The 26,577-nt window shown below is 36.6% G+C and carries 22 protein-coding genes, 9 tRNA genes, 1 rRNA gene and 1 riboswitch; of the genes, 8 read left to right on the forward strand and 24 right to left on the reverse strand.

Translation table 11 applies throughout. The annotated features are described in order from the left end of the window. Positions 1 to 44: 44 nt before the first annotated feature. From DN392_RS01185 to DN392_RS01200, 4 genes are all read right to left on the reverse strand, one after another. Positions 45 to 1,763: a DUF3981 domain-containing protein gene (locus DN392_RS01185; RefSeq protein ID WP_000670275.1), complete on the reverse strand. Its 1,719-nt coding sequence runs from the start codon at positions 1,761 to 1,763 to the stop codon at positions 45 to 47. A gap of 78 nt (positions 1,764 to 1,841) precedes the next feature. Beyond that, the gene (locus tag DN392_RS01190) at positions 1,842 to 2,375 is read right to left on the reverse strand and encodes an MFS transporter (protein ID WP_048567287.1); all 534 of its coding nucleotides are present in this window, start codon (positions 2,373 to 2,375) and stop codon (positions 1,842 to 1,844) included. Next, entirely contained in the window at positions 2,372 to 3,808 is a 1,437-nt protein-coding gene (locus DN392_RS01195) for an FAD-binding oxidoreductase (protein ID WP_048567288.1), read from the reverse strand. Before DN392_RS01195 ends, DN392_RS01190 begins: the two co-directional genes overlap by 4 nt. A 112-nt stretch (positions 3,809 to 3,920) precedes the next feature. Then, positions 3,921 to 4,685: a hypothetical protein gene (locus DN392_RS01200; protein ID WP_000739339.1), complete on the reverse strand. Its 765-nt coding sequence runs from the start codon at positions 4,683 to 4,685 to the stop codon at positions 3,921 to 3,923. 145 nt (positions 4,686 to 4,830) lie between these two features. Here DN392_RS01200 and DN392_RS01205 point away from each other — a divergent pair, with 145 nt between their 5' ends. The 4 genes from DN392_RS01205 (at position 4,831) to DN392_RS01220 (ending at position 8,529) form a co-directional block, all read left to right on the forward strand. Further along, positions 4,831 to 5,739: an NAD(P)-dependent alcohol dehydrogenase gene (locus DN392_RS01205; protein ID WP_071742857.1), complete on the forward strand. Its 909-nt coding sequence runs from the start codon at positions 4,831 to 4,833 to the stop codon at positions 5,737 to 5,739. Positions 5,740 to 5,820: 81 nt separating this feature from the next. Next, a riboswitch (SAM riboswitch) is annotated at positions 5,821 to 5,935 on the forward strand. Between the two features lie 85 nt (positions 5,936 to 6,020). Beyond that, positions 6,021 to 6,833, forward strand: coding sequence for a MetQ/NlpA family ABC transporter substrate-binding protein (locus DN392_RS01210; RefSeq protein ID WP_001233393.1), 813 nt, complete (start codon positions 6,021 to 6,023; stop codon positions 6,831 to 6,833). A gap of 12 nt (positions 6,834 to 6,845) precedes the next feature. Further along, positions 6,846 to 7,886 carry a methionine ABC transporter ATP-binding protein gene (locus tag DN392_RS01215; RefSeq protein ID WP_064056415.1) on the forward strand — a complete coding sequence of 347 codons (1,041 nt, stop codon included), beginning with the start codon at positions 6,846 to 6,848 and terminating at the stop codon, positions 7,884 to 7,886. Continuing rightward, positions 7,861 to 8,529 (forward strand): methionine ABC transporter permease, encoded by a 669-nt coding sequence (locus DN392_RS01220; protein ID WP_000527133.1) that lies wholly within the window; start codon positions 7,861 to 7,863, stop codon positions 8,527 to 8,529. The genes DN392_RS01215 and DN392_RS01220 overlap by 26 nt, the downstream gene beginning before the upstream one ends. A gap of 186 nt (positions 8,530 to 8,715) precedes the next feature. Here DN392_RS01220 and DN392_RS01225 read toward each other — a convergent pair whose 3' ends face one another. Beyond that, entirely contained in the window at positions 8,716 to 9,492 is a 777-nt protein-coding gene (locus tag DN392_RS01225; protein WP_002109129.1) for an SDR family oxidoreductase, read from the reverse strand. 386 nt (positions 9,493 to 9,878) lie between these two features. On the opposite strand from DN392_RS01225, the gene DN392_RS01230 reads away from it, so the two are divergent. The 3 genes from DN392_RS01230 to DN392_RS01240 all read left to right on the forward strand — a co-directional run bounded on the left by DN392_RS01230 (position 9,879) and on the right by DN392_RS01240 (position 12,034). Next, positions 9,879 to 10,370: an RNA polymerase sigma factor gene (locus DN392_RS01230; RefSeq protein WP_000514142.1), complete on the forward strand. Its 492-nt coding sequence runs from the start codon at positions 9,879 to 9,881 to the stop codon at positions 10,368 to 10,370. After that, a complete protein-coding gene (locus DN392_RS01235; RefSeq protein WP_046960236.1) occupies positions 10,370 to 11,287 on the forward strand; it encodes a sigma factor regulator N-terminal domain-containing protein in 918 nt (305 codons plus the stop codon). The genes DN392_RS01230 and DN392_RS01235 overlap by 1 nt, the downstream gene beginning before the upstream one ends. Before the next feature lie 240 nt (positions 11,288 to 11,527). Next, positions 11,528 to 12,034 (forward strand): DoxX family membrane protein, encoded by a 507-nt coding sequence (locus DN392_RS01240; protein ID WP_064449260.1) that lies wholly within the window; start codon positions 11,528 to 11,530, stop codon positions 12,032 to 12,034. Positions 12,035 to 12,106: 72 nt separating this feature from the next. Here DN392_RS01240 and DN392_RS01245 read toward each other — a convergent pair whose 3' ends face one another. Beyond that, a complete protein-coding gene (locus DN392_RS01245; RefSeq protein WP_064056414.1) occupies positions 12,107 to 12,673 on the reverse strand; it encodes a DUF4256 domain-containing protein in 567 nt (188 codons plus the stop codon). 151 nt (positions 12,674 to 12,824) lie between these two features. After that, the gene (locus tag DN392_RS01250; RefSeq protein ID WP_064056413.1) at positions 12,825 to 14,789 is read right to left on the reverse strand and encodes a S9 family peptidase; all 1,965 of its coding nucleotides are present in this window, start codon (positions 14,787 to 14,789) and stop codon (positions 12,825 to 12,827) included. 566 nt (positions 14,790 to 15,355) lie between these two features. Here DN392_RS01250 and DN392_RS01255 point away from each other — a divergent pair. After that, positions 15,356 to 16,804, forward strand: a complete 1,449-nt coding sequence (locus DN392_RS01255) for a serine hydrolase domain-containing protein (protein WP_025687846.1) — start codon at positions 15,356 to 15,358, stop codon at positions 16,802 to 16,804. 245 nt (positions 16,805 to 17,049) lie between these two features. Here DN392_RS01255 and glmS read toward each other — a convergent pair whose 3' ends face one another. The 17 genes from glmS to rrf form a co-directional block, all read right to left on the reverse strand. Further along, positions 17,050 to 18,852, reverse strand: coding sequence for a glutamine--fructose-6-phosphate transaminase (isomerizing) (gene glmS / locus DN392_RS01260; protein ID WP_000334153.1), 1,803 nt, complete (start codon positions 18,850 to 18,852; stop codon positions 17,050 to 17,052). Positions 18,853 to 18,864: 12 nt separating this feature from the next. Continuing rightward, the gene (locus DN392_RS01265; RefSeq protein ID WP_001208183.1) at positions 18,865 to 19,050 is read right to left on the reverse strand and encodes a hypothetical protein; all 186 of its coding nucleotides are present in this window, start codon (positions 19,048 to 19,050) and stop codon (positions 18,865 to 18,867) included. Between the two features lie 286 nt (positions 19,051 to 19,336). Next, on the reverse strand, positions 19,337 to 20,683 hold the full coding sequence (gene glmM, locus DN392_RS01270; RefSeq protein ID WP_000521484.1) for a phosphoglucosamine mutase: 1,347 nt from the start codon (positions 20,681 to 20,683) through the stop codon (positions 19,337 to 19,339). Then, on the reverse strand, positions 20,676 to 22,145 hold the full coding sequence (locus tag DN392_RS01275; RefSeq protein WP_048567292.1) for a CdaR family protein: 1,470 nt from the start codon (positions 22,143 to 22,145) through the stop codon (positions 20,676 to 20,678). Before DN392_RS01275 ends, glmM begins: the two co-directional genes overlap by 8 nt. Beyond that, positions 22,138 to 22,959, reverse strand: a complete 822-nt coding sequence (cdaA, locus tag DN392_RS01280) for a diadenylate cyclase CdaA (protein ID WP_001115707.1) — start codon at positions 22,957 to 22,959, stop codon at positions 22,138 to 22,140. The genes DN392_RS01275 and cdaA overlap by 8 nt, the downstream gene beginning before the upstream one ends. A gap of 249 nt (positions 22,960 to 23,208) precedes the next feature. Next, positions 23,209 to 24,102 (reverse strand): arginase, encoded by an 894-nt coding sequence (rocF, locus tag DN392_RS01285; RefSeq protein ID WP_000711559.1) that lies wholly within the window; start codon positions 24,100 to 24,102, stop codon positions 23,209 to 23,211. A 209-nt stretch (positions 24,103 to 24,311) separates the two neighbouring features. Further along, positions 24,312 to 25,457, reverse strand: coding sequence for a glycerate kinase (locus tag DN392_RS01290; RefSeq protein WP_000869598.1), 1,146 nt, complete (start codon positions 25,455 to 25,457; stop codon positions 24,312 to 24,314). 112 nt (positions 25,458 to 25,569) lie between these two features. Then, positions 25,570 to 25,642: transfer RNA gene (locus DN392_RS01295), tRNA-Ala, on the reverse strand. A gap of 10 nt (positions 25,643 to 25,652) precedes the next feature. Then, a tRNA-Gly gene (locus tag DN392_RS01300) sits at positions 25,653 to 25,724 on the reverse strand. A 5-nt stretch (positions 25,725 to 25,729) separates the two neighbouring features. Then, positions 25,730 to 25,805: transfer RNA gene (locus DN392_RS01305), tRNA-Lys, on the reverse strand. A gap of 5 nt (positions 25,806 to 25,810) precedes the next feature. Further along, a tRNA-Gln gene (locus tag DN392_RS01310) sits at positions 25,811 to 25,885 on the reverse strand. Positions 25,886 to 25,950: 65 nt separating this feature from the next. Continuing rightward, positions 25,951 to 26,034: transfer RNA gene (locus DN392_RS01315), tRNA-Tyr, on the reverse strand. 17 nt (positions 26,035 to 26,051) lie between these two features. Next, positions 26,052 to 26,127, reverse strand: a tRNA-Val gene (locus DN392_RS01320). A gap of 5 nt (positions 26,128 to 26,132) precedes the next feature. After that, positions 26,133 to 26,207, reverse strand: a tRNA-Glu gene (locus tag DN392_RS01325). 22 nt (positions 26,208 to 26,229) lie between these two features. Further along, positions 26,230 to 26,302 (reverse strand) — tRNA-Thr (locus tag DN392_RS01330). 4 nt (positions 26,303 to 26,306) lie between these two features. Next, positions 26,307 to 26,380 (reverse strand) — tRNA-Asn (locus DN392_RS01335). An 8-nt stretch (positions 26,381 to 26,388) separates the two neighbouring features. Then, positions 26,389 to 26,504 (reverse strand): 5S ribosomal RNA (gene rrf, locus DN392_RS01340). Positions 26,505 to 26,577: the final 73 nt, after the last annotated feature.

Raw genomic sequence — 26,577 nt, forward strand, 5'->3', positions numbered from 1 at the left:
TTCCTGTTTCATACCGTAAAAAAAGCGATAGAATTTCTATCGCTTTACTTTTTCAAATTGCTATTTGTAAATTTAGATACGGAAGACATCGCCTCTCCTGTATCTAAATATGTTATTTGAATTGGATCTCCCACTTCTGTAAACATAGCATATGGGAATTTCTTCACCGGTATCATAAATACTTTTTGTTCATTCTCTAACAGTACATACACAATTGTATTTTCACCTGATTTTTCTTTATATACACGTTGTACAACGCCTTCTTTTTGTGCTTCTTTACCATTTGAAGTCGGTCTAAATGAATCTCCACTTCCACTCAGCGCATTTTTATAATTCTCAAGCGCTTCTTTTTGCGTCGAACCTGTTGCAAATATTTTCGCATTAGAAGCATAGATAACTGTATGAGCACGTACTAATCCCCCGTCATCAATAACAGGTACAATCCAAGAAGGTTTACCATACACGTTATAAATAACCGGCATCGTTCCATGCCATTTCTCTCTCTTAAAGGAATTATCCACTACTTCCGAAGCAGCTGAACCATCCATAATCCCCTTCACTTCTTTTCCGTTATAGTAATACAACTTACCTGTACGCGCATCGATAAGCGAGTAACCTAACGCAGAATCTACTCCCTCTTTCGGAGAGGTGAAATCAGTAAAGTAATATAACGTTCCATCCTTACCGAAAATTGGTGTAACTCCTTCTTTCGTTCCCCACTCAGTCGGAATCTTCATATCCGTTTGCGAGAATTTCGTATTCCAAAATCCGTGAATATATTTACCGAAATACGTATTTAATGTAGATGCGGTCTCGTGATTTAATACGCCATCAACGAATTTAGGTGCCTTTCCTTTGTCGTATCTTTTCACTTCACCTGTTTGCGCGTCTACTACTACAACGCCCTCTACTTCAAATCCAGATCTTCCTGAAATAAATTCACCGTACGTCATTGTATAATACGGTTTCCCTTGATCATCCACTTCGAATTTAGGTTTCCCTTTAAAGATTAGATTTGGTTCTGCTTGCCTTACAACACGCTCTAAATTATTCCCGAAGAACATGCTTGGCACATATTTCATTTTATAACCAAGATGCAGTTTCGCTTCCGCATCAGGATTCGTACCTGACATCGTTACGTACCCTGGAATTGTCTCAGCTTTACGTGCTTTAAAAAAGCCTGAAACTTCAATCGGTGCTACATATAAAGCCTCACCATTTACCATTTGTGGCGTTAATTCCCCTAGCTCAAAATAAGCTACTTTCGGAATATCCCCAAATACTTTTTTCATTTTATTCTCCGCTGTCTTTGGCGGCACTGTAAACGGTTGATCATTTTCAGTAAACGGCTCTGAAATATCTTTCTCGATCTTCACAACAGAATCATATTTTTTTTGCGTGATTACTATATCGTGTAAATAACCAAAATAGCCGTAACTTGCGAGTAAAATAAACATTAGAAGTCCCTTTAACGTACCTTCTAATTTCCCTATTTGATTTTGTGAAAATAAAACAAGCCCAATTAAAACTGCTACTGCAACGGCATAATGGGTAAGAATCGAATCTGCTCGATCATCGATTAGCCAAAGATATTCGTAGATTGCAATACCTATCCAAAATAATACAGGAATAACTAAAATGGATGATTTCTTACCCTTTACAACCTTCTCATCCCCTTTCTTATCCACTGCTCGAAGTTTACTACCGCTTCTTGTCCATGGAATCAAAAACAAAGTGAGAATAGCTAAAATTAAAAATTTCATCAAAGGCAATGTCCCCTTTTCTTTTATTTTCCTTTTTAGTATAACAAATAAAGGGTATTCAGGTAAAAATGGGGATGATTATATTTTTTTACTACTTAATACAATCCCACTCACTACATATAAGATGGATGCAATATAAAAAATGGTGCCAATCGTAAAGAAATCTACTAAATATCCCGTTGCAATAATTGCTATTGCTCCTCCAATTGATGTCCACACATGATATTTTCCAATCTCATAACCAGCATTTTCTTGCACAACCTTTCGTGCTAACGACGTCTTCTCGGTATTACGCTGCACAGCACCTAAAACTCCCATTACAATTTGAAGAATATACACATGCCAGACTTCCGTGGCAATCGGGAAACAAAGCATTAATATCGCCATGGACCAAGCATATATAATTAATAATTTTTGATCACCTACTCGATCAGACATCTTTCCTACTAATGGATATACAAGTGCTGAAGTTAAAGCAAATAAGCCATACGCCCAGCCAAACTGCGAGAAGCTATTCCCAACATTCCGAAGCAATAGAATGTAAAAAGGAAATACCATACTTCCCGCCATCATAATTATGCTTTGTGACGCTACAAATCTTCTATATGTCATTTCGTATACTCCCTATAAAATAAATTCACAAATCTCTCTTTTGGATCCGCTTCTTTTTTCTTCTGAAGAAATTCTTCTATACGAGGATATGCCCTCTTTAACTGCTCCTTCGTTGGATACGAATAGTACGGTAAATAATAACTACCATTATGTTTTAAAGTAACATCAATCATTTTCTGAATGACATCTTCTGTTTTCTTTATTTCATCCTCTGAGCGTCCTTGGTTAATTAAAAGAACTAGCGCAAACATATCATCTTTCGCATAGGATAAAACTGCATTTTCATTCTTTTCCACATAACGAATCGTAATATTGAGCAAATTAAACTCTTCTTCATTTAATACGTTACGTAAATCATCTATGTATTCCGTGAAGAAATCTATAGGCACAAAGTATTCTTGTAACACTTCTGTTCTATTCGAATTTTCATATTCCATAAAGGCACTATCTGACCTCATAACATTATTTCGCGTCTCATACGCTCCATCTGTACGCTCAAAATAACTTCTTTGTATATCCCAAAATGTATTCTTTCCCCAATCGCTATAACGGGATAATCCGAGTAAAAATTTCGGTGCAGCTATAATAGTTTCCTCTTTTAATTCACTGTGCTCTTCCCTCATATTTTGATTTTTTGCCAATGTATAATCTGTCACATACATCTCTTTTAAAAATGAATTGGGGGCAACAGAAATACGGGCTAAGTGCATACGAACATTTTCATCTCTTTTCACTTTATCTTTGAAATAAGATGTGTATTCTTTATAATCTATCATTCTCGTATGCATTTCATATAATTCATCATCAGTTAACTTTAATGTCACATCTAAAATGACACCAAATAACCCGTAACCACCTATGACATATGGGAATAGCTCTGCATTTTCTTCTCTACTTACATTACGTACCGTACCATCTGCCATTAACAATCTGAATGACTCTACTGTATCGATCAATGCTTCATGACGAATATCACGCCCATGTACATTCACACTTAATGAACCACCAACAGTAAAAATGTTTTGAGATTGCATTACTTGAACCGCAAGACCATATGGATTGATTTTCTTTTGAATGTCATTCCATGTGACACCGCTTTGCACCCTAATCCTCTTCTCCTCCGGATCAAATTCTAATATTTTATTATACCCCTTCATATCAAGCATCGTGCCGTTCGGATAATACGTCTGTCCTCCTTGACTATGTTGCATACCTGCAATGGAAATTTTCTCTCCGGAAGTATTTGCATCTTTCACTACCTGTTTTAATGAACGTTCATCCTCAGCATTTTCAACACGTTTAATTTTCGTTGGAAGCAACTTTCCTACATCGCTCATAATAGGGTGCTTTAGTTGCTCTTTATATGTATTTACAGATGTTGCAAGCAACACTGTATAAGCCACAATGACCACCGCTATCTTTCTTTTTTTCAAATGACACTCTCCTCTTCTACAGTTTTCCCTCTTCATATTGTACCTATTTTCCTATGAAGAAAGTATACAAAAAAGAGGGCACCTTATTTTAGGTCCCCCCTCATCAAAACTGTTACTTTGCTGCCGGCAATTGTATTGGGTCAAACTTTTCGTACGACGTATATTTTGCGTTCGTAATAATGTGTGCTTTATCCTTGCCGTTACTACTCATAATCATGTCTATCTTTGCTGATTCATATTTAAAATCTTTTGTAATGATATATTCTGCATCCACTTCTTCTATCTTCGCATTTTGTGCTTGTAACATTTTCTTCTGTGTTTCATCCATGCTAGTTAACATACTTTCTGTTTCTTGCCCTTTTAATGTAAATTTCAGTTTATATTTATCTCCGCTTTTCTCCATCTTCATTTTATCTAAAACTACTGCTGGTACTTCTAACTTATCTATAATATCTTGAGTCGCTTTCATTCCACCAGCGTTTAATTGCTCCTCTGGTACGGTTATAACTTCTCCTGTATTAGGGTTTTTTACCTCGCCAGCAACTTTACCATCCACAGTATACACTACAACATCTGTACCGGAAATATTCATTTCAGAACGAGAATTTTTTGTCTTTGGCTCCAATTGCATCTTAGCCTTTACTATATCCATCTCTGTTCCCTCAGCTTTTACCCCTACACCATATGTCATCGTTACATGCTCTTCATTTTTAAAAGCTTCGTTCGTTTTCTTGAAAACATCCTTCGCTGCTAATTCTTTTTCTTTTTGAACTGATTCTTTTTTCGGTTCATCCGTCTTTGCTGTTTTCTCATTACTACACCCTACCCCTAGACTGATTGCAAGTACTAAACTTGAAACAAAAATATTTTTTTTCATAATGTCGCCCCCTTTCCCAAAATAATATCACCTCTTTTCCTATGAAATCTATATAATTTTTAATCTATATTCGCTATATAGCGACATGTTTAATGAAGGTTTTAAATATGATGTAAATAACAACAACTCATTTCAGGAGGTCATTATGAAGGCGATCATTTGCACACAGTATGGACCACCTAACGTTCTTCAGCTTCAAAATATAGAGAAACCTACACCTAAAAAGAACGAAGTATTAATTAAAATTCACGCAACAAGTGTATCGACTGGAGATTGTAGAATCCGCGGTTTTAATAGTCCCCTCTTATTTTGGATTCCTATGCGGATCATATTAGGTTTCAGAAAACCGAGAAACCCTATACTCGGCGTAGAGTTATCCGGTGAAATCGAAGAAATAGGAACAGATGTAACTCAATTTAAAAAAGGTGATTCAATTTTTGCATTAACAGAACTAAACCTCGGTGGTTACGCCGAGTACACATGCGTACATGAAAGTGGATTAATAACATTAAAACCTACCAATGTGACGTATGAAGAAGCCGCAGTTATTCCTTTTGGTGGAACTTCAGCATTACATTTCCTGAGAAAGGGCCGTATAAAAAAAGGGCAACAAGTGCTCATATATGGTGCCTCCGGATCAGTAGGAACAGCTGCTGTACAACTTGCTAAATATTTCGGTACGACCGTTACGGCTGTTTGTAGTAATTCAAATTTTGAACTCGTGCAATCTTTAGGAGCTGATAAAGTAATTGATTATACGAAAGAAGATTTTACTAAGCTGGGTGAACGCTACAATATTATATTTGATGCAGTTGGAAAACATAAAAAATCCCTTTGTGAAAAGGCATTAACACCTAATGGGAAATATGTATCTGTGAATGGAATGATGGCAAAAGTAAGTAAAGAAGATATGATTCTACTAAAAAAACTCACTGAAGCAGAACATTTAAAGCCTGTTATTGATAGAACTTACCGATTAGAAGAAATTGCTGAAGCTCATATATATGTAGAAAAAGGGCATAAAAAAGGAAATGTTTCGATTACCTTAAAATAAAATATATTCAGAAAATAACATTGACAATTCTTTTTGTAAGATTTACTATTAGTACCATATTAAAAAAACTACATACACATACTCTTATCAAGAGTGGCGGAGGGACTGGCCCGATGATGCCCGGCAACCGAGCTTATGACGTATAAGCTAAGGTGCTAATTCCTGCAAAACGAGTTTTCGTTTTGGAAGATAAGAGAGGAACCTATTTTATCTATTCGGCACCTCTCTTATTTTTGAGAGGTGCTTTTTATTTTGGAACGTATATGAAGGGGGAACTATAGATGAGAAAAGTATTATTGAGCATTGTAAGTGGAGCGGTATTATTGTTAGGTGCATGTGGTGCTAATTCTGATAAAGAGGTAAAAGCATTAGATGAGAAAAAGATTACTGTCGGTGTAACAGGTGGACCACATGAACAAATTTTTGAAAAGGTAAAAGAAGTGGCAGCCAAAGACGGGCTCGAAATTGAGGTAAAAGTATTTAATGATTATGTAGCACCAAACGTATCCCTAGATGAAAAAAGTCTTGATGTAAATAGCTATCAAACGAAATCTTATTTAGACGTATTTAAAGCTGAACGTAATATGAAATTAACGGAAGTATTTTCAACAGTAACATTCCCTATGGGCGTATATTCTAAAAACATAAAAGATGTAAAAGATTTAAAAGAGGGCGACGCAATCGCTGTACCAAATGATCCAACGAATGAACTTCGAGCTTTAAAACTATTTGAAAAAGCAGGAGTTTTAAAAGTGGATCCAAAGGCTACTGAAAAAGCGACTGCAAAAGATGTAATTGAAAACCCAAAGAAATTAAAGATTGTTGAATTAGAGGCATCTCAATTACCGACACAACTAAGTGAAGTGAAAGCAGCTGCAATTAATACAAACTTTGCATTAGGTGCAAAATTAAGCCCTGCGAAAGATTCTATTTTCCGTGAAGGAAAAGATTCACCATATGTAAACTGGGTCGTTGTTCGTACTGAAAATAAAGATGATACTGTTGTAAATAAATTAAAGAAAGCGTATCAATCTAAAGAAGTAAAAGAATTTATCGAGAAAAAATTTGATGGTTCAGTTTTACCATCTTGGTAGGAGCTGACGATAATGATTGAATTAAAAAATGTATCCAAAGTATTTACAACAAAAAAAGGGAATGTAGAAGCTCTTAAACCTACTTCCCTTCAAGTAAAAAAGGGCGAAGTATTTGGAATCATTGGATATAGTGGCGCTGGTAAAAGTACATTAATTCGATGTGTAAATTTATTAGAAAAACCAACGACAGGAAATATCATTGTAAACGGCCAAAACTTAACAACTTTATCAGCAAAAGAACTAGCAAAATCGAGACAAAAAATCGGAATGATTTTTCAAGGATTCAACTTACTTAAAACTGTGACAGTTTATGAAAATATCGCATTACCTTTACGTCTATCTGGTCTTCCCAAAAATGAAATTGAAAAAAGGGTAGAAAAGTATTTACGTATTGTCGATCTTTTTAATCGAAAAGATGCATATCCGAGCGAACTTTCTGGCGGCCAGAAGCAGCGTGTTGCCATTGCACGTGCACTATCACATGAACCGGAAGTGTTATTAAGCGACGAAGCAACGAGCGCTTTAGACCCAGAAACAACGGATTCTATTCTCGACCTATTACTAAAGATTAATGAAGAAATCGGGATTACAATTTTATTAATTACACATGAAATGAATGTCATCCAGCGTATATGTGACCGAGTTGCTGTTATGGAACATGGAGCAGTAGTCGAAAGCGGGACTGTGAAGGATATCTTCACAAACCCACAACATGTAACAACGAAAAAATTTGTAAACAGTGCATTTGCAGCTAAAATTCCAGGAGAGGTACAAAAAGAACTACAAACTACCGGTGAAATTGTAACTCTCTCCTTTATAGGGAATGCTTCAGGAGAGCCAGCATTAGCTGTTGCTACAAAACGTTTCCAAGTGTATCCGAATATTTTATCCGGTAATATTACACAGTTAAAACATGAAGCATATGGGAAACTAGTCATTCATATGCAGGGTGAAAAAAATGAAGTAGACCGCGCTTTATCCTTTTTACAAGAGCAAGGGATCATCGTAGAAGGAGGTAGAACAGACTATGGGAAACAAATCCTTTTTGGATGAATGGGGTAAAGTCATATGGGAAGCAACCATTCAAACATTTCAAATGACATCTATTTCACTATTCATCTCTATCCTTATTGCATTACCACTTGGCGTTACACTTGTTTTAACGAGACCTGGTGGACAGCACGAAAATAAAATCATTTATCCAATCCTTAATACAATTATTAATATAATTCGCTCTCTTCCATTTATCATTCTATTATTCTTCATTTTACCTTTTACAAAGTTTCTAATGGGAACATCCATTGGCGTGCAAGGAGTTATCGTACCACTTGTCGTATTCACAGCTCCTTATATTGCACGATTAATGGAGACAGCTTTATTAGAAGTAGATCGTGGTGTTATTGAAGCTTACCAAGCGATGGGCATTTCTACTATAAAAATCATTTGGCACGTTATGGTGAAAGAAGCTCGTCCCTCCCTTATACTTGGATTAACAATTGCAACGATTGGTTTAATCGGTGCAACAGCAATGGCTGGACTTGTAGGTGCTGGCGGTCTTGGTGATTTAGCATATCGATTCGGACATTTACGCTACGAACCTGAAGTAATGTATGCAACTGTCTTTATTTTAATTATCCTCGTTCAAGGGCTACAATCTTTAGGGAATGGTGTTGCACGAAGATTGAAGAAAGATTAAAAAAAGAAGGTATCTCACCAAGGTGAGATACCTTCTTTTTATCCCGCTATTCGCCGGGCAGTAAGACCCCACCTCAAAATTCAACGGAAGCAAAGAAGTTAGGTGGGGAATCAACTGCCCGTAAAAGCCCGATAGGTGAAGGCTAATAATCAGTGGGGGATGCCCCCCACTGATTAAAGTTTCACTTTATCTTTTAAATCCACCTTCTGAATGAATAACCTGTCCAGTAATCCATTCTGCTTCTTCACTTACTAAAAACTTAATAAGTCTTGCTGCATCCTTTGGCTCACCAATTCTTCCAAAAGGAAACATTGGTTTTAATCCTTGCTTTATCTCTTCAGTCATCCAGCCTGTATCAGTTGGACCTGGGTTAATTGCATTCACTGTTATTCCTAAATGAGCTACCTCAGCTGACAACGTACTAGTAAGAGCATCAATAGCTCCCTTCGTTGTTGCATATGCTAGTTCTCCTGCCATAGGTCCTTTAAATTGTCCCGATGTCATATTCACAATTCTACCACCAGATTTCTTATCAAACCCTTGGGCAAATTGACTACTTAACAACGTAGTCGCACGAACATTTACCATGTAGTGCTTATCTAATTCTTCAGCAGTCAAATTAGAGAAGTCATTATTTGTGGAATACGCTGCATTATTAATTAATATATGAGGGTAGCCTAGTTGTTCAGTAACTTTATGTATAAGCTCTTTCGGTGCACCATTCTGAGTTAAATCTAACTCCATACTCGATACTTTAACACCGCTTTTTAGTAACTCTTCTTTTAATTGTATTTGTTCACTTTGATCAACGCCCCAAGGCATCTCTTTATCGTACGCTATCCAATACGTAAAAAATATATCGTATCCTGCTTCAGCTAATTCTTTACAAATTGCTGCGCCTATACCATCTAGACGACTTACACCTGTAACAACTGCTATTTTATTTTTTAATTGATTCATCATATACTCCTCCAATTTTAAAGGACGCATATTTTATATAAGAGATATGAATTTCCCTACGCATTAGCCTTACAAAAGGGATGTACAAGCCAAATATGCAGTCCTTGAATGATTTATAGACAGCTAAATAAGCCCTCACTTATGAGAGAAAAATTTATCTATCTAAATTTCGAATCATCAAAAGTTCATCCACATATCGAGTCTTTATCCCCTCTCCATATATCTCCAAATTTTATTTTAGCATTAAAGATTTAATATTTCAAAAATAAAATAACCACTCCTATTTATAAAGTATCATGTACTATAAACCATAGTTAATAACTAATTTAAGTTTAAGTGTATACATTTACCATTACCTGTTCGTTGTATAAGTGTAGGGAGGAAAAATGATGGGAAAAGAAAATATATTGACCTCCTATCTTATCAATTTAGGAGAGGAAGTGTTCAAACTACTATTAGCGAAAGGAGCTATAAAGGAAGATGCAGAAGACATCATCCAAAATACTTTCTATAAAGTATACACATTGCTAGATGACTTAACCGAGAGTAACATTCGTCCGTGGTTTTTTAGAGTCGCATTAAATGAATACATTGATTTAAAACGAAGAAAAGAACAGCAAAATATCTACTTAACTGAAGAAATTTATTCAAAACTTCAATATACAGACCGAGAATTGGATGCAGTTTTAAATAAAGATGAGATTTTCTATTTATTAAAAGATATAAAACTAGAATACAAAGAAGCCTTCTTTTTAAAATATTACTACGATTTTACATACGAAGAAATCGCTCTAATACTAGATATTCAAGTAAACAGCGTCAAACAAAAGTTACAGCGTGCACGTAAAGCAATTCACTCAAAAATAGGAGGAACACCTTAATGGATACTTCTTTAAAAGATGCATTAAAAAAGGCTAAAAGAAAACAGTTACTTAAAATCATCATTACCTCTATTATCGTTGTCATGGTGCTTATCCCTATCATTTATAAAGTTGGCAATTACTTTGCAGCGAAAAGCTCTACAAAGCTTCACGAACGACTCTTTTTACATAATGCAATTGCAGAGCCCAATGTCCATATTGATTCTCAAGTTACGAGTAATTCCTCTATGTTTGGTGGCAATATCGTATCTAATCGTTCTAAAAACATTAACGGTTACTTAGTGCGATGGAATACACTGACAAGCTCTTACGACTGGTTTCGTTCTAACATCGATTACAACGAGTTAATACCAGGTTCTTATTGGTCTAGTTCTAGTACCGAGTCTTACAATTATGATAAACAAACGAAAAATAAAGTTGCTACATTTTATAATCCAGCCATCAAGAAATATCATGATGGCGTCAAAAATGAATTAAGTGCAGTTTCAACAATGGATAACTATGTAGCAGAAGTTGCTATCTCTTTCGATAAAGCTTATACATTAAAAGAAATTCAAAAGAAACTACCAGATAACTTAAATATCGTATGGCTATATATGGTCTCACCTATTAAAGATGAAAGCAGAGGTCCTTCCGGTATGCCAGTTTACGGATTTAATCCAGAAAAATCCCCTGAAGAAGCATACAAAAGGTTCTTTGATTCACTTAAACAATTCGATGACGATGGATATGACGAAGATATCCAAAAGTTTTTAAAATCAAACAAGGACAAGCCATTCGATCAAGTGAAAATTTTAGGTGTTATGCTAACTGGGAGAACAGAAAACTTTAAGGCGTTAGAAAACCAAGACTTTATTCGCGGTGCTTCTGTAGGGGTGACTGCACAAGTTGTTCCTTATATAAAGCCAGAGAAATAATACGGAATGCCCATATGAACTTAAAGAGCATACATGAACCTGTTTACTACGGGAGCTATCCGCTACAATAGATAGCTCCTATCCCTGATTTATTGCTTAATTTTCAAAAATAAACTTCACAATATTGTATGTGCAATTTTATAAATAAGAAATCATAAATTTGTTCACATTATATCCATTGTGAATTTTCTCACAATGGATATATAATAAACGTGTAAATACAATATTGGAGGGATTTCAATGGTTATCAATTTTTTAAGAACTGATAAACGTGCTACTTTCATATTATTACTTTTACGGCTTTATATAGGATATACATGGCTCGCTGCTGGGATAGGCAAAGTCTTTGGACAATCTTTTGACGCAAGTGGCTTTCTAAAGGGTGCTATTGCTCAAGCATCAGGTGACCACCCTGCAGTACAAAGTTGGTGGGCAGATTTTCTTCAACATTTTGTCCTTCCAAACGCAGACCTATTTAGCTTTTTAGTTCAATGGGGAGAAATTTTAGTAGGTCTAGGTTTAGTTTTAGGTGGATTAACAAAAACAGCTGCATTTTTCGGAATCATAATGAATCTTTCATTTTTATTAAGTGGAACTGTTAGTGTAAACCCAAACCTGCTTATTTTGACTATGTTCATTTTAGTTGCAGGGCAGAACGCTGGACGTATTGGATTAGATGGCTATGTTTTCCCTAAACTTTTCCGTAAAAACAACCACGGAACATATAAATTAAGTAAAACTGCGTAGTAACAGTTTACTTTTAAAATATAAATAAGAAAAAGAGCCTGAATATAGGCTCTTTTTCTTATTTATCCTAATTTAAACTTTTAACGAGCCACGAAAACCTCTGGCAGCATAGTAAGAGTCTGCTCCATTGTGGTACACGAAAACATGTCCAAAGCGATAATCACAAAATAGAGCACCACCGAGTTCTCTAATATCTGAAGGTGTTTGTACCCAACTTGATGATTTCATGTCAAAATCGCCAAGTTGTTGCAATTCCCGATATTGTTCTTCCGTTAATAGTTCAATGCCCATAGCATTTGCAACATCAATAACGTTATTTTCTGGTTTATGTTTTTTTCTTGATTCTAACGCTTCAAGATCATAACAAAGACTTCTGCGGCCTTTAGGACTCTCCTTTGAACAATCATAGAAAGTATACTCGTCCTTCTCTTCATTATAACCAACAACATCCGGCTCACCGCCAGTTACTTCCATTTCATGAATTGACCACAATTTTTCAGTATTAGTAGCCAGCTTCGCTTCAATCTTAGCCCATTCAAGACCTTCATGGCGGTTCATGTTTTTCTCAAAACGAGCTTGTAATACTTTTAGTAGTTCTTCACGTTGTTCTACAGATAACTCATTTTTATTCTCTGTCATATTAGTCCTCCGAATTACGTTTCCTTATAATCATTTACATTTTTTCAATACTGGTTTGCATGCAGTTTACAATAAATTATATAATTTGTTGTATCTCTTTTTCAACAATCTGACACGATTGCACAACAAAAAATCCCTGTGTGGATATCCATTATATAGTACTAAAATCTTTCGTACTATCCCCAAGAATATAGTGTGAAAACCACATCAAATTCTGCTTCATAATAGCTACATTCATTCCTGGTTGATTAGGACTATATGCCATTCCTTTAAATATAATTAACTCTGTATCGACTTCCATATCTCTTAACCCTTCATATAGCTCATATGCATTTGTAATTGGAATTCTTGCATCCTTTTCCCCATGTTGAATTAAGGTAGGCGTACAGGCTGATTTAATATATGTCATTGGTGATGTTTTCCTATATATATCCGGATCATTCCATGGAGTATTTCCTAAATACATGCTAATAAAGTAAGGGATATCTGTATTTACATAATGGGTACTCCAGTTAGTGATTCCGCCCCCAACTGAAATAGCTTTAAATCTATCACTAAATGTAGAACAGAAAGCTGATATATATCCTCCGTTACTCCATCCCATAACTCCTACTCTCTCTTTATCTACCATCCCCTTTTCAACTAGTTCATCCACTCCAGATATAATATCATCATAATCAGCAATTCCTTGTTTTCTATAGTTTGCTTTTAAAAATTCATTACCATAACCAGAACTTCCTCTATAGTTTGGTTCTAAAACGATAAAGCCTTTTTCGATAAATTGTTCAATCGGATATTTCTCATTAAAACAGTCTGAAAATATCGGAAAGGATGCCCAAGCTGGACCACCATGGATTACTACTAATAAGGGATATTTTTTATTTGCGTCAAACTCTACTGGAGTTGATAGAACACCCTCTATTTCAAGACCATCACTACTTTGCCATGAGATGATTTCCCTGTTGCTTTTAAGCTTGTCTTCGAAAAAGCTATTTTCATTCGTTATTTTTTTATAATCCAAATAGATTTCAAAGGTTTCATTTGTTATAGCCTTAGTATATGTTATATGATTTCCATCCCTTGTTATAGAGGCATCCATTATAAAGCTATCTACTTTTTCGCTTAACATTTCCACAGTGCCATCCTCACATAGCAATCCAATACGGTAATTCGTTTTATCCTGCCATCTAATTAAAATTCCTTTATCTGTCCACTGCAATGGCATAACCGTACTATCAAAATTTGTTAAAGGTTGAATTACCTCTCTAGTATTCATATCATATATCTCTAATGTATTGTCTTGTATATGATTTCTATAGTAATCCTTCTCTCTTATGCTTGCTGAGTAACATATTTTATCGCCCTCAGGAGAAAAGCAGACGCTCGCTCCTAACAACTTATCTATATTCATCTTTTGTAGTTCCCCAGCTTCAACATCTAATATGTATAGATCACCATTCATATAATCGTTTAAACTTGGTGTAGCCATACATACAACCTTTTTCCTATCATTTGAAATATCAAAGTTATGTATATAAAAATCCTTACCGTCCGTTAGTTGATAAACACCGCTAACCTTCCGTTCCTGTTTATCGTTTTGTTTCACTTTTTCTATTTCAATGTAGTATAAACAATTATTCTGATGTTCCTTACCTACATGATGGAAATCTCCATATCGTTCCTTACGTTTCTTTATCTCCTCACATTCTTTTGACTGTGCAATATAATAAAAACCTTTACCAGTAGGCTCCCATTTGAATGTATTAACTCCTTCCTTCTCATCCGTAATTTGAACCTCACTACAACCGTCTATTGACTTAACAAAGATCTGATTTTTATTAGCTCCGTCACCGCCTGGACTAAGGTATGCAATGCTCTTAGAATCTGGAGACCATACTGGATGTGTACTATCTATATCCCCATTTGTTAGTCGGTAACTCTGCCCTTTATTTGTTTCATATATCCATACATGATTTCTATACGTATTGTCTTCCCAGTTAGCGCTCTTCTTAACAAATGCTACGTTTTTGCCATCATCACTTATGTTTGTACTTGATACGGCCGGTAATGAAATAATCTCTTCTATACTTAAATATGTTTTTGCTTTCACTTTCATATAATAAGCCCCCTTGTAATGTCCATGAATCTATCGGCTCTTCTCTTCATAATAAAGAAAATTGTTCACTGCTACTTAAAATAGTAACGAAAAATTCAGATAAATAAAAGTGGTTCTATTCCAAATCCGATAAAGTAAAATTTTAATTAGTAGGATTCTGTCCACCTACCAATTTTAGATGTTCTTTTTTGGCACAAAAATACCCCTTTAGATAACATATCTAAAGGGGTACAAATTCGTAAATTTATTTCAAATCCACAACTATATGTATAGTGATAATAAAGTTATTGAATTTTGATTAAAAAAGATAAGAGCCTTACTACATTCTATATGCAGCAAGGCTCTTTAAAGTTGTTTCAAATTATATCCATCTGCTTATGTAATGCTTAAAAAATGGATAATAAAGTTGTTTACTTCTTATTAAACTAACGCCCCCGTTAGTTTAAGTGTAACTCTTCACAATTATTTGATATTATATAGATAAATAGAAAGATAAATTAGAATTTGGTTTATAGTTATAAAAATAAGTTATTTATACCCTTATAATTCTTCAAAAAGGAGAGTGTATGAAAAAAACTATTGTTTTTGTATTAACGATATTTATATTATTCTCAGGATTTGCAACACAAAGTTATGCGTTGTCAGATTCGAAATCTGTGGCAATACAAGCATTGCTAGATGATGCCTGTCGTACGTCAGGTGTGCCTGGAATGTCACTCTCAATACTTGCTGATGGTGAAGTGTTCTACTTTTCTTCTGGGTATGCAGATCTTGAAAAGGGACTGTCTGCAAGTGAAAATACACTCTATGAGTTGGCCTCGGTGAGTAAAGCTTTTACTGGTATGGGGATTTTGCTATTGGAAGAGCAAGGGCTGCTATCAATGACTGACCCTATCCAAAAATATTTACCTTGGTTTACGTTAAAGTATCAAGGTAAACCTGTTGATATGCAAAACCTTACACTAAATAACTTTCTTCACCATACCAGCGGCCTAACAAATATTAGACATCTTCAAAATATTCCACAAGGTAATACGCCTGATATGTTGCAAAAGACTGTGGAAACGCTGGTAGATGCAGAATTGGCGTTCTCTCCTGGTGAACAATATAACTATGGAACCGTTAATTATGACGTATTGGGTTTGGTTATTGAGATTGTATCACGACAAAGCTATGAAGACTTTATGAAGGAGCAGGTATTTCTACCCTTAGGTCTTCACCAGACGTATGTTTATAAAGAAGATGCTCAAGCCACTGGACAGTTAGCACAGGGTTACCGTTCTTCCTTTTTTATAACAACTCCATTTAACGCTCCGTATTATACTGGGAATAAACCTGCCGGCTATATCATTTCTAATACAAAAGATATGGCGCGTTGGATGGGCATACAGATGGGTATCGTGCAGGACATACCCGAAATATTTCACAGGGCCATCGAAAAATCACATAGGGGTGATATGTCTGTTTCGGCTGTCAATGATATGTATTATGCGGCAGGTTGGTCGGTAAACGCCGAACAAACGTTTATAGAACACACTGGGGGTAATCCAAATTTTAGTACCAAAGTAGCCATACTGCCAAATGAAAGAACAGCCATCTGCTTACTGAGCAACGGCGCAAATACCAATATAAACCTGGTACTACAAGTTAAAAATATATTAAACGGCAATCTAACTCAGTCATATGAGATAAGTGGCACACAGCTTTTGGACATCATTTTGTCGTCTACCACAATTATTCTTTGCCTATTAGCCGTTCTGTTATTTTTCTTAGGATTAAGAAAAGGGAAAACGAATGAGCAGCAGCCAATGACAAAAAAGAGAACAATCGTAACAATTATTTTCCTAATCGCTACGATTGCCCAGTGTATAATGTTTTTTGCCTTCGATTGGTCAACGATACTTATTTGGCAAACATATAGTGTTCTTACAGCTTTAATTTCGTCAACATTATTAACAGCAAGCATTACTTGGTTTGTATATACTCACCGATTAGATGCCTCGGTCCGAAAATAAGTACAATGTTAAGTAAATAAATCTTAATTTATCGATATCCTTAATTAAAAAAACAGAAGACACCTCGGTGTCTTCTGTAATGTCATCGACACTTCTCCTAGTTAAACCCACTTGCTATTTCTTCCACTAACTTGCCTCGTTAGTAGAAGGATTTTTAAACAACTATATTATTTTTTAAATGACTTTATTGTAAATTAAACAACTTTATTATCTCTGTACACTATATTTATTAACCTACTAATCTCCTACTCAACAGTAACAGACTTAGCTAAGTTACGTGGCTTATCAACGTCACATTCGCGGTGAAGTGCCGCGTAGTATGAGATAAGTTGGAATGGAATAACTGCTACTAGCGGTGCTAGTGCTTCGTGTACAGCTGGTAATACGAAGCTGTCACCTTCCATTTCTAAGCCTTTCATTGAGATGATACATGGGTTAGCTCCGCGTGCTACTACTTCTTTCACGTTACCACGAATTCCAAGGTTTACGTGCTCTTGTGTAGCAAGTGCGATAACTGGTGTACCGTTTTCGATTAAGGCGATTGTACCGTGTTTTAATTCTCCTCCAGCAAATCCTTCTGCTTGGATGTAAGAGATTTCTTTTAGCTTTAACGCACCTTCTAATCCTACGTAGAAGTCTACGCTACGTCCGATGAAGAAACAGTTACGAGTTGTTGCTAAAAATTGTTTTGCTAATGCGTCCATTTCTTCTTTTTGATCACAAAGTTCTATCATTGCATTTGCTACAAGTCCTAATTCGTGTGTTAAATCGAAATCAAGAACTTCGCCTTTTGCTTTAGCAATGTCCGCAGCTAAAATTGAAAGTACTGCAAGTTGTGCTGTGTACGCTTTCGTTGATGCAACTGCGATTTCTGGTCCCGCGTATAACGGAAGTGTGTAATCAGCTTCACGAGAAAGTGTAGAACCAGGTACGTTTGTAATCGTTAATGCTTTATGCCCCATTTCATTTGTTTGCACAAGTACTGCACGGCTATCAGCTGTTTCACCACTTTGTGAAATATAAATGAAGAATGGTCTTTCTGTTAATAATGGCATGTTATAAGAGAATTCACTTGCTACATGCACTTCAACTGGCATTTTTGCAAACTTCTCGATAAATTGTTTTCCAACAAGACCTGCATGATAACTTGTTCCACATGCAATGATGTAAATACGATCACTATCTAAAATCGCATTGCGGATGTCTGCATTCAGTTCAATCTCGCCATTTTCATCTTGATACTTTTGAATTATATTACGGATTACAAGTGGTTGCTCATCGATTTCTTTAAGCATGAAATGAGGGTATGTTCCTTTTTCAATATCACTTGCGTCTAATTCCGCTGTAAACGGTGCACGTTCAATCGTTTCACCTTGTAAGTTTTTAATTGTAATACTTTCTTTCGTTACGATTACGATTTCTTTATCCATTAACTCAATAAATTGATCTGTAACTTGTAACATCGCCATAGCGTCGCTCGCCACAACATTAAAGTTGTCACCAACACCTACTAATAGCGGGCTTTTGTTTTTAGCAACATAAATCATGTTTGGATTTTCAGCATCAAGTAATCCGATCGCATAAGAGCCATGTAAAAGAGATAGCGTATTACGGAACGCTTCTTCTACACTTAATCCTGTGCTCACTTGTTGTTCCATAAGCTGTACGATAATCTCTGTATCCGTTTCACTTACGAACGTTACATCTTGTAAATATTCTTTTTTCACTAATTCATAGTTTTCAATTACACCGTTATGAACTAGTGTAAAGCGTTTTGATGTACTTTGATGCGGATGCGCGTTTACTTTGCTTGGAACACCATGTGTAGCCCAGCGTGTGTGACCGATTCCCACGCTTGCTGCTACGTTCTCATCTACGATTTCGCGAAGTTTTGCAATACGACCTTTTTCTTTGTATACAACAACACCGTTCTCTGCTTGTACTGCAATACCTGCTGAATCATATCCACGATATTCTAGCTTTTCTAAACCTTTTAATAAAATTTCCTTTGCATCTTGCTCTCCAATAAATCCTACGATTCCACACATGTTTAGTCGCCGTTACAAATGCTTACATTGCTCTGCGAACATGTAACGACATAGTCCGATACCATTTTTATTTATACTAAAAAACGGATTACATATTGCTAGCCCTGTAAGCTTGTAACGGCTTTCACCTTCCTCTCGATTGGGTTTAAGTCCGTATATACTTATACAGCTAGTTTGTATCCGTTCCTTTTCTCTCATCACACTTTCACCTTTGTCCACTAAGTCACCTTAATGATTTAAGTAAAAGCTTGCGGTTGTGATGAACAACCGGGAGTCATCCGCCGAAATCTCGATAAACTCCACCTCGTCAACTACACTACTTGTAGTTCTGGCGCTTCTATAATTTACAATATTTCCTTTGAGAAAAAGAACAAGACCATCTTATAACAAACATAGATAAACCGTCAATGAAATTTTTTTCATCGTCTATAAAACATATGAAAAAGGAGCACTTCTTGTGCTCCCTTTTCATAAATTTATTGAATTATTCAGCGCCAACTTCAGCTTTCACAACTTCTACAATACGATGTACATATGCGTCACAAACTTCTTGTGTTGGTGCTTCTGCCATTACACGAATAAGTGGCTCTGTTCCAGATGGACGAACAAGAATGCGGCCATCACCGTTCATTTCTTCCTCTACAACACGAATAATATCTTTAATTTTTTCATTTTCTAATGCTAGTTTTTTATCTGTTACACGAACGTTTACTAGTAATTGTGGGAATTTTGTCATCTCACCTGCAAGCTCAGATAATGGTTTTTTCGTCATTTTCATGATGTTCACCAATTGAAGTGCACTTAACATTCCATCACCAGTTGTAATGTAATCAAGTAAGATAATATGACCCGATTGTTCTCCACCTAAGTTGTAACCACCACGCTTCATCTCTTCCATTACGTAACGGTCACCAACTGCTGTTTTATCACTTGTGATATTGTTAGCTTCAAGTGCTTTGTAGAAACCTAAGTTACTCATAACAGTTGAAACGACTGTATTATGCTTTAATTGACCAGTTTCTTTCATGTACTTCGCACAAATAAACATAATTTGATCGCCATCAACGATGTTTCCTTTTTCATCTACAGCGATTAAACGGTCACCATCACCATCAAAGGCAAGACCGATATCAGCGCCTTTATCTTTTACTAATTTAGCTAATACTTCTGGATGCGTAGAACCTACTCCATCGTTAATGTTCATGCCGTTTGGTGAAGTTCCCATTGTTGAAATATCAGCCTCTAAATCCGCAAATAAGTATGGAGCTAAAGAAGACGTAGCACCATGCGCACAATCTAAAGCGATATGTAAACCAGAGAAATCTTCCTCTACAGTTTGTTTAATATATTGTAAATATTTTTGTCCGCCTTCAAAATAATCACTCACTTGTCCAAGGTTCGTACCTGTTGGACGTGGTAACTCATCAACTTCTTTGTCTAATAAAGCTTCGATTTCTGCTTCTTGCTCATCTGTTAATTTAAAACCGTCTGAACCGAAGAACTTGATTCCGTTATCCTGTACTGGATTATGAGATGCAGAAATCATAACACCTGCTTGTGCATCTAACGCTTTTGTTAAATAAGCAACACCTGGTGTAGAAATAACACCAAGGCGCATTACTTCTGCTCCAGTTGATAATAGACCTGCTACTAAAGCTCCTTCTAACATATGTCCTGATATACGTGTATCACGGCCGATAATTACTTTTGGACGATCTGTATCTTTTGTTAATACATACCCACCAAAACGTCCAATTTTGAACGCTAATTCAGGCGTTAACTCCTGGTTCGCAACCCCGCGTACTCCATCTGTACCAAAATATTTACCCATTATGATTCGCTCCTTTTTCTGGCTCTTTTTGATTATCTACTGTTGGCTCTTGACTAGTTTCTTTTTCTTTATCTTTATTTTGTTCCTGTTCCGTGTCAGGCTTAGGTTCAGGTTCAGGATTTTTGGGTTTTTCAGTTTGATTATCTTGGTTATTATTTGAATCTGGTTTTTCACCGTTACCCTGTACTTCTTTATCTGGATTTTCTTTCTTCACAATTGTGACTTTGGCACTTTTTTGCTTTGGCTCTATTGAAATATTACCAGGACCGCTCACTTGAATAGAAACATCCTTCGTCCCCGGAGATACATTTTGCAGATTAATGGCTGCTGTTATTTGAGCAGCTGTTATTTTATCTACTATACTTGTTTCTCCTGAAATATCAACGCTTATCTTCCCATCTTGCGGTGAAAGTAGCTGGGCCGTAACATCTTTAGAAAGTCCATTTTTTTGAATTGATATACCATCAATCGTTCTTGTTTTCGTTTGTTTTGTTTTTTGCACTCCTACCGAAACCTTCACTTGATTCGGTTTTGCACTTGTTACACCCTTTGGCAATAAAACAGAGGTATCGAATGTTGTAGACTCTGTCAATTGACTAAGATCTACTTCGACCCCCTCTATCGATTGTATATTATCCAAGATATCTTTTGGACCTGCTATTGTTACTTCTCTCGGCTCAATGCTAATATTTGTAACGGCCAATCCTTCTGGTAAACTCCCCTTTTTCGTATACGTTACAGGAACAGTTTTTTCAGTATTATTGGCCGTAGCTTGCGTCGCCACATTCAATGTTACACTAATTTTAGATGGACTCGTTCTTACATTTAAACGTTTTCCTTCTCTATTGTATAATGTAACTTCGGCTGTTTTTGTAACAGTTTTATTAACACCTTTTAAATCAATATACGCCTTAGCAGATGAAATACTTTCAATTTCTTCTTTCGTCCCAACTACCTCAACAGTATCAGGTTTAATGTTTGATTTTTCAAGAGTTGAACCCGCTGGCATTTGATCCTCATTTGATAATTTTAAGTCTACATGAACGTATTTTCTCGCTTTTTCATGTAGAGTAATTTTAATTGTTGATGGCTGAACTGTTCCTTTCACATCATCTGGAAGCCCGTTCGTTTTCAAAGAAACTTCATAAGTTCCTTTTTCGCTATCTCTCAAATCAACTGGTATATCAAATTGTTTTTTCGCTTTTGCTGTAGCAACTGCTGCTTTTGGGCCCTCTAACTTCACCTTAACGCCCTCTGACGGAATACCACTTACAATATATTTCTCTTCATCATACTTAAGATTAATTTCATAATTAGTTAAGGTTTCTTTCGCATCATTTGCGAAAGGTAGTATCCCCGATGTCGTATTTTTTTCAGTTAAAGTCGCTGACATAAAAAGCATACACGCCAATAGTAATGAGATCCCTTTTAAAAACCAATGATTCTCCATTAACTTATCCATGACGCTTTCTCCTCCAATTCCATAAAGACGAAGAAGTCGTTTTTTCGCTCGCACTAAATTCAGCTAACAACATATCTTTCAGTTGTTCTGTCTTCAAATCACGATGCAACTTACCATTTTTCGTTAAAGAAATTTGGCCAGTTTCTTCCGACACAACTACTGTAATACTATCAGTAACTTCACTAACTCCCATTGCAGCGCGATGCCTAGTTCCTAGTTCCTTAGAGATAAACGGACTTTCCGATAACGGAAGATAACACGCTGCTGCTTTAATGGTACTTCCTTGCATAATAACCGCTCCATCGTGAAGAGGTGTATTAGGAATGAAAATATTAATAAGTAATTCCGATGATACGTGTGCATTTAGCGGAATACCTGTTTCCACATAATCACCCATACCGGTCTCTTTTGACAAAGTAATTAATGCACCAATTCTACGTTTCCCCATATATTCCGTTGCTTTCGCTATCGCTGTTGCAACGATTTCAGGTTCATCATCCTCATGAGTTCCAACACGCGAAAATAAACTCCCGCGTCCTAGCTGCTCAAGTGCTCTTCGCAATTCTGGCTGGAAAATAATAATAACGGCTAAAAATCCCCACGTTAATACTTGCTCAGTTAGCCAATAAAGCGTATGCAATTCAAGGAAAATACTGATCATCCGAACGACAATAATAACTGTAATCCCTTTTAAAAGTTGAACAGCTTTCGTCCCTCGGATTATGAGAATTAGCTTATATATAATAAACCATACAACGGCAATATCTAATACCGTACTAAGATATTTCAAAATGGTCGTATCTTCAAAAGGCATGCTAACCCTTCCTCCTACTTACGAGCAATTCTATCCATATATTGAAATATTGTTTTATGCTCTATCTGTATGTATTTCCAACAACTAGTTAATTATACCATACATGAAACAAACGACAATTACAAACAACCCCCCTTTAGTCTAAATTGGCAAGATGTCAAACATTATTATCGTACAGTATAATATAAATCATTATTATACGCTTATTTTCAAATAAAAAAAGCAACTTCTCAGTTGCTTTTCTTACATTTATTTTAGTTTTTCACCGAATAAAGAACCCATTAAAGCAACTGCCGTTGTTGCCGTTCTGTTTCGCTCATCTAAAATCGTATTTACTTCAACAAACTCAGCAGATGTGACAATATCAGCTTCCGCTAACATTTCCATTGCTAAATGGCTTTCACGATAAGATAGGCCACCAATTACAGGCGTTCCAACTCCTGGTGCATCATGAGGATCAAGACCATCTAAATCTAATGATAAATGTACACCATCAGTATGAGATAAATAAGCGATTGTTTCTTCCATAACAGCCGTCATACCCATACGATCAATCTCGTGCATCGAGAATACTTTAATACCTTCCTCGCGAATAAAGTCTTTTTCTCCTTCATCTAATGCACGTGCACCGATAATTACAACATTCTCTTTTTTCACCTTTGGATATGCCCCGTATAAATCTACAAGCGTTTGATGTCCATACCCTAAACTTGCTGCAAGTGACATGCCATGAATATTTCCAGATGGTGAAGTTTCTTCTGTATTTAAGTCACCATGTGCATCGTACCAAATAACACCTAAATTTTTATAATGTTTCGCAACACCAGCTAATGTACCAATTGCGATACTATGGTCACCACCTAATACAAGTGGAAAACGTCCCTCTTCTATAATATGATCCACCTTACTTGCTAATTCGTTACATACAGTTGCAACTTGTGTAAGGTTTCTTAAGTTTGTATTTACATCTGCTTCTTTTTCTCTCTCTATACATATATCTCCTATATCTTTAACGTCATATCCAATTTCTTCAATTCTTTCAATTACGCCTGCATAACGGATTGCACTCGGCCCCATATCTACCCCGCGACGCATCTGTCCTAAATCCATTGGAACTCCAATAACTGAGATTTCTTTTTTCATAGATAGTATCCCCCTTTTATGCCTTCACTAAATATTTTAAATCTTTTATATAGTCTGACTCAACTCGACATTTTTCTGTATGGATATACAAATTATTCACTTATATTCGCTTTAAAAACCAAATTTCAAGACTATTCTATGTATAAAGTTAACTTAATGAAACAACTACCATCATTATTATTAAATAATAATAAAAAACACTCCTACATTTAGAAGTGTTTTTCTGATGCTATTTTCCATACTGCGGCAATATTCTTTGCTGTCATTTCGATATTCTCTTCCGCTACTTTATATGCCTCTTCTAATGTCATAGGACTCGCTGTAATACTAAATACTGCATCGATTCCTTTTTCATGAACAGCTGGATAATTCGGAGATACAGATCCTCCAATAGCAATGACAGGAATACGAAAATGCTTTGCACGCTCCGCAACACCTACAGGGGCCTTTCCATATGCTGTTTGTTCATCTATTCTCCCTTCGCCAGTTATAATTAAATCTGCACCTTCTATATGCTTATTAAAATTTGTATAGTCTAATACAATTTCAATTCCTCTCCGCAAGCTTCCCTTTAACACTGCAATAACAGCTGCTCCCATTCCTCCTGCGGCTCCTGCGCCAGGTATTTCAGATACGTCGCAAGATAAATATTGTTTAAGGATATTCGCATAATGCTTTAAATTCTCATCCAGCTCTTTCATCATCTCTGCATTCGCACCCTTTTGCCTCCCAAATACGAAAGATGCTCCCCTTATTCCAACTAACGGATTATCTACATCACATGCTGCTTCTATCTTTATATGCATTAAGCGTGAATCCATGCATGAAAAATCAATAGCGACAATCGAATGTAATGTTCCTCCAGATGGCTCTATTACTTCCCCTTTCCCATTTATAAACCTGACTCCTAAAGCTGACAACATACCTGCTCCGCCATCATTTGTAGCACTTCCGCCAAGTCCTAAAATAATGTGCTCAGCTCCTTCGTCTAGCGCATGTAGTATAAGTTCTCCTGTTCCTTTAGTCGTTGTAATAAGTGGGTTTCGCTTTTTAACCGGAACATGTTGTAATCCTGATGCTGCTGCCATTTCAATAAACGCTGTCTTTTTATCTTTAGACATACCGTAAAAGGCTTGTACACGTTCTCTAAGCGGTCCTGTCACATGAAGGGGTATCATTCTTCCATCTGTAGCATCCACAAGTGAATCAACCGTTCCTTCACCTCCATCTCCAATTGGTATTTTTACGTACTCTGCTTTAGGAAAAATTGCTCCAAATCCTCTTTCAATAGCTTCACATACTTTTATAGCTTTTAAGCTTTCTTTATATGAATCAGATGCAATAACAACTTTCACAATTATCCCCATCCTTTATTTTCGCGTTTTCTCCATTTTAAATGACAAATATGAAAGTTGTCTTTTTAAACACAAAAAAACATACCATATGATGTAAGCTTTTTTATTTAGATGGAGCCTAGCGGGATCGAACCGCTGACCTCCTGCGTGCAAGGCAGGCGCTCTCCCAGCTGAGCTAAGGCCCCTTAGTAATATGGCGGAAGACGGGATTCGAACCCGCGACCCCAACCTTGGCAAGGTTGTATTCTACCACTGAACTACTTCCGCGAAAATGGTGAGCCATGAAGGATTCGAACCTTCGACCCTCTGATTAAAAGTCAGATGCTCTACCAACTGAGCTAATGGCTCGTAAATGGCTGGGCTAGCTGGATTCGAACCAGCGCATGACGGAGTCAAAGTCCGTTGCCTTACCGCTTGGCTATAGCCCATTAATATTTACTAGTATGGTTATCTTTTCAAAAAAATAAACCCTCTCAGGTTATTTTTAAAAAAATGGTGGAGGGGGGCAGATTCGAACTGCCGAACCCGAAGGAGCGGATTTACAGTCCGCCGCGTTTAGCCACTTCGCTACCCCTCCGACATTTAAAATATATATGGTGGAGGATGACGGGATCGAACCGCCGACCCCCTGCTTGTAAGGCAGGTGCTCTCCCAGCTGAGCTAATCCTCCAAAAGTGGTGACCCGTACGGGATTCGAACCCGTGTTACCGCCGTGAAAGGGCGGTGTCTTAACCACTTGACCAACGGGCCAAAAATTCAAAAACTTTTTCCAAGCTTCCAACCGGGCTTGAACCGGTGACCTCTTCCTTACCATGGAAGTACTCTACCAGCTGAGCTATGGAAGCATAATGGCTCCGCAGGTAGGAATCGAACCTACGACCGATCGGTTAACAGCCGAAAGCACTACGCTGAGCTACTGCGGATTAATATTGCTTGGCGACGTCCTACTCTCACAGGGACAAGGTCCCAACTACCATCGGCGCTAGAGAGCTTAACTTCCGTGTTCGGTATGGGAACGGGTGTGACCTCTCTGCCATCATCACCAAACTATGAAGGCATATTCCTTCAAAACTAGATAACCATTGCTTCATATATATTCCTTCAATACTAGATAACATTT

This window comes from Bacillus sp. BB51/4 (assembly GCF_008368845.1).
Taxonomy (GTDB): Bacteria; Bacillota; Bacilli; order Bacillales; family Bacillaceae_G; genus Bacillus_A; species Bacillus_A wiedmannii.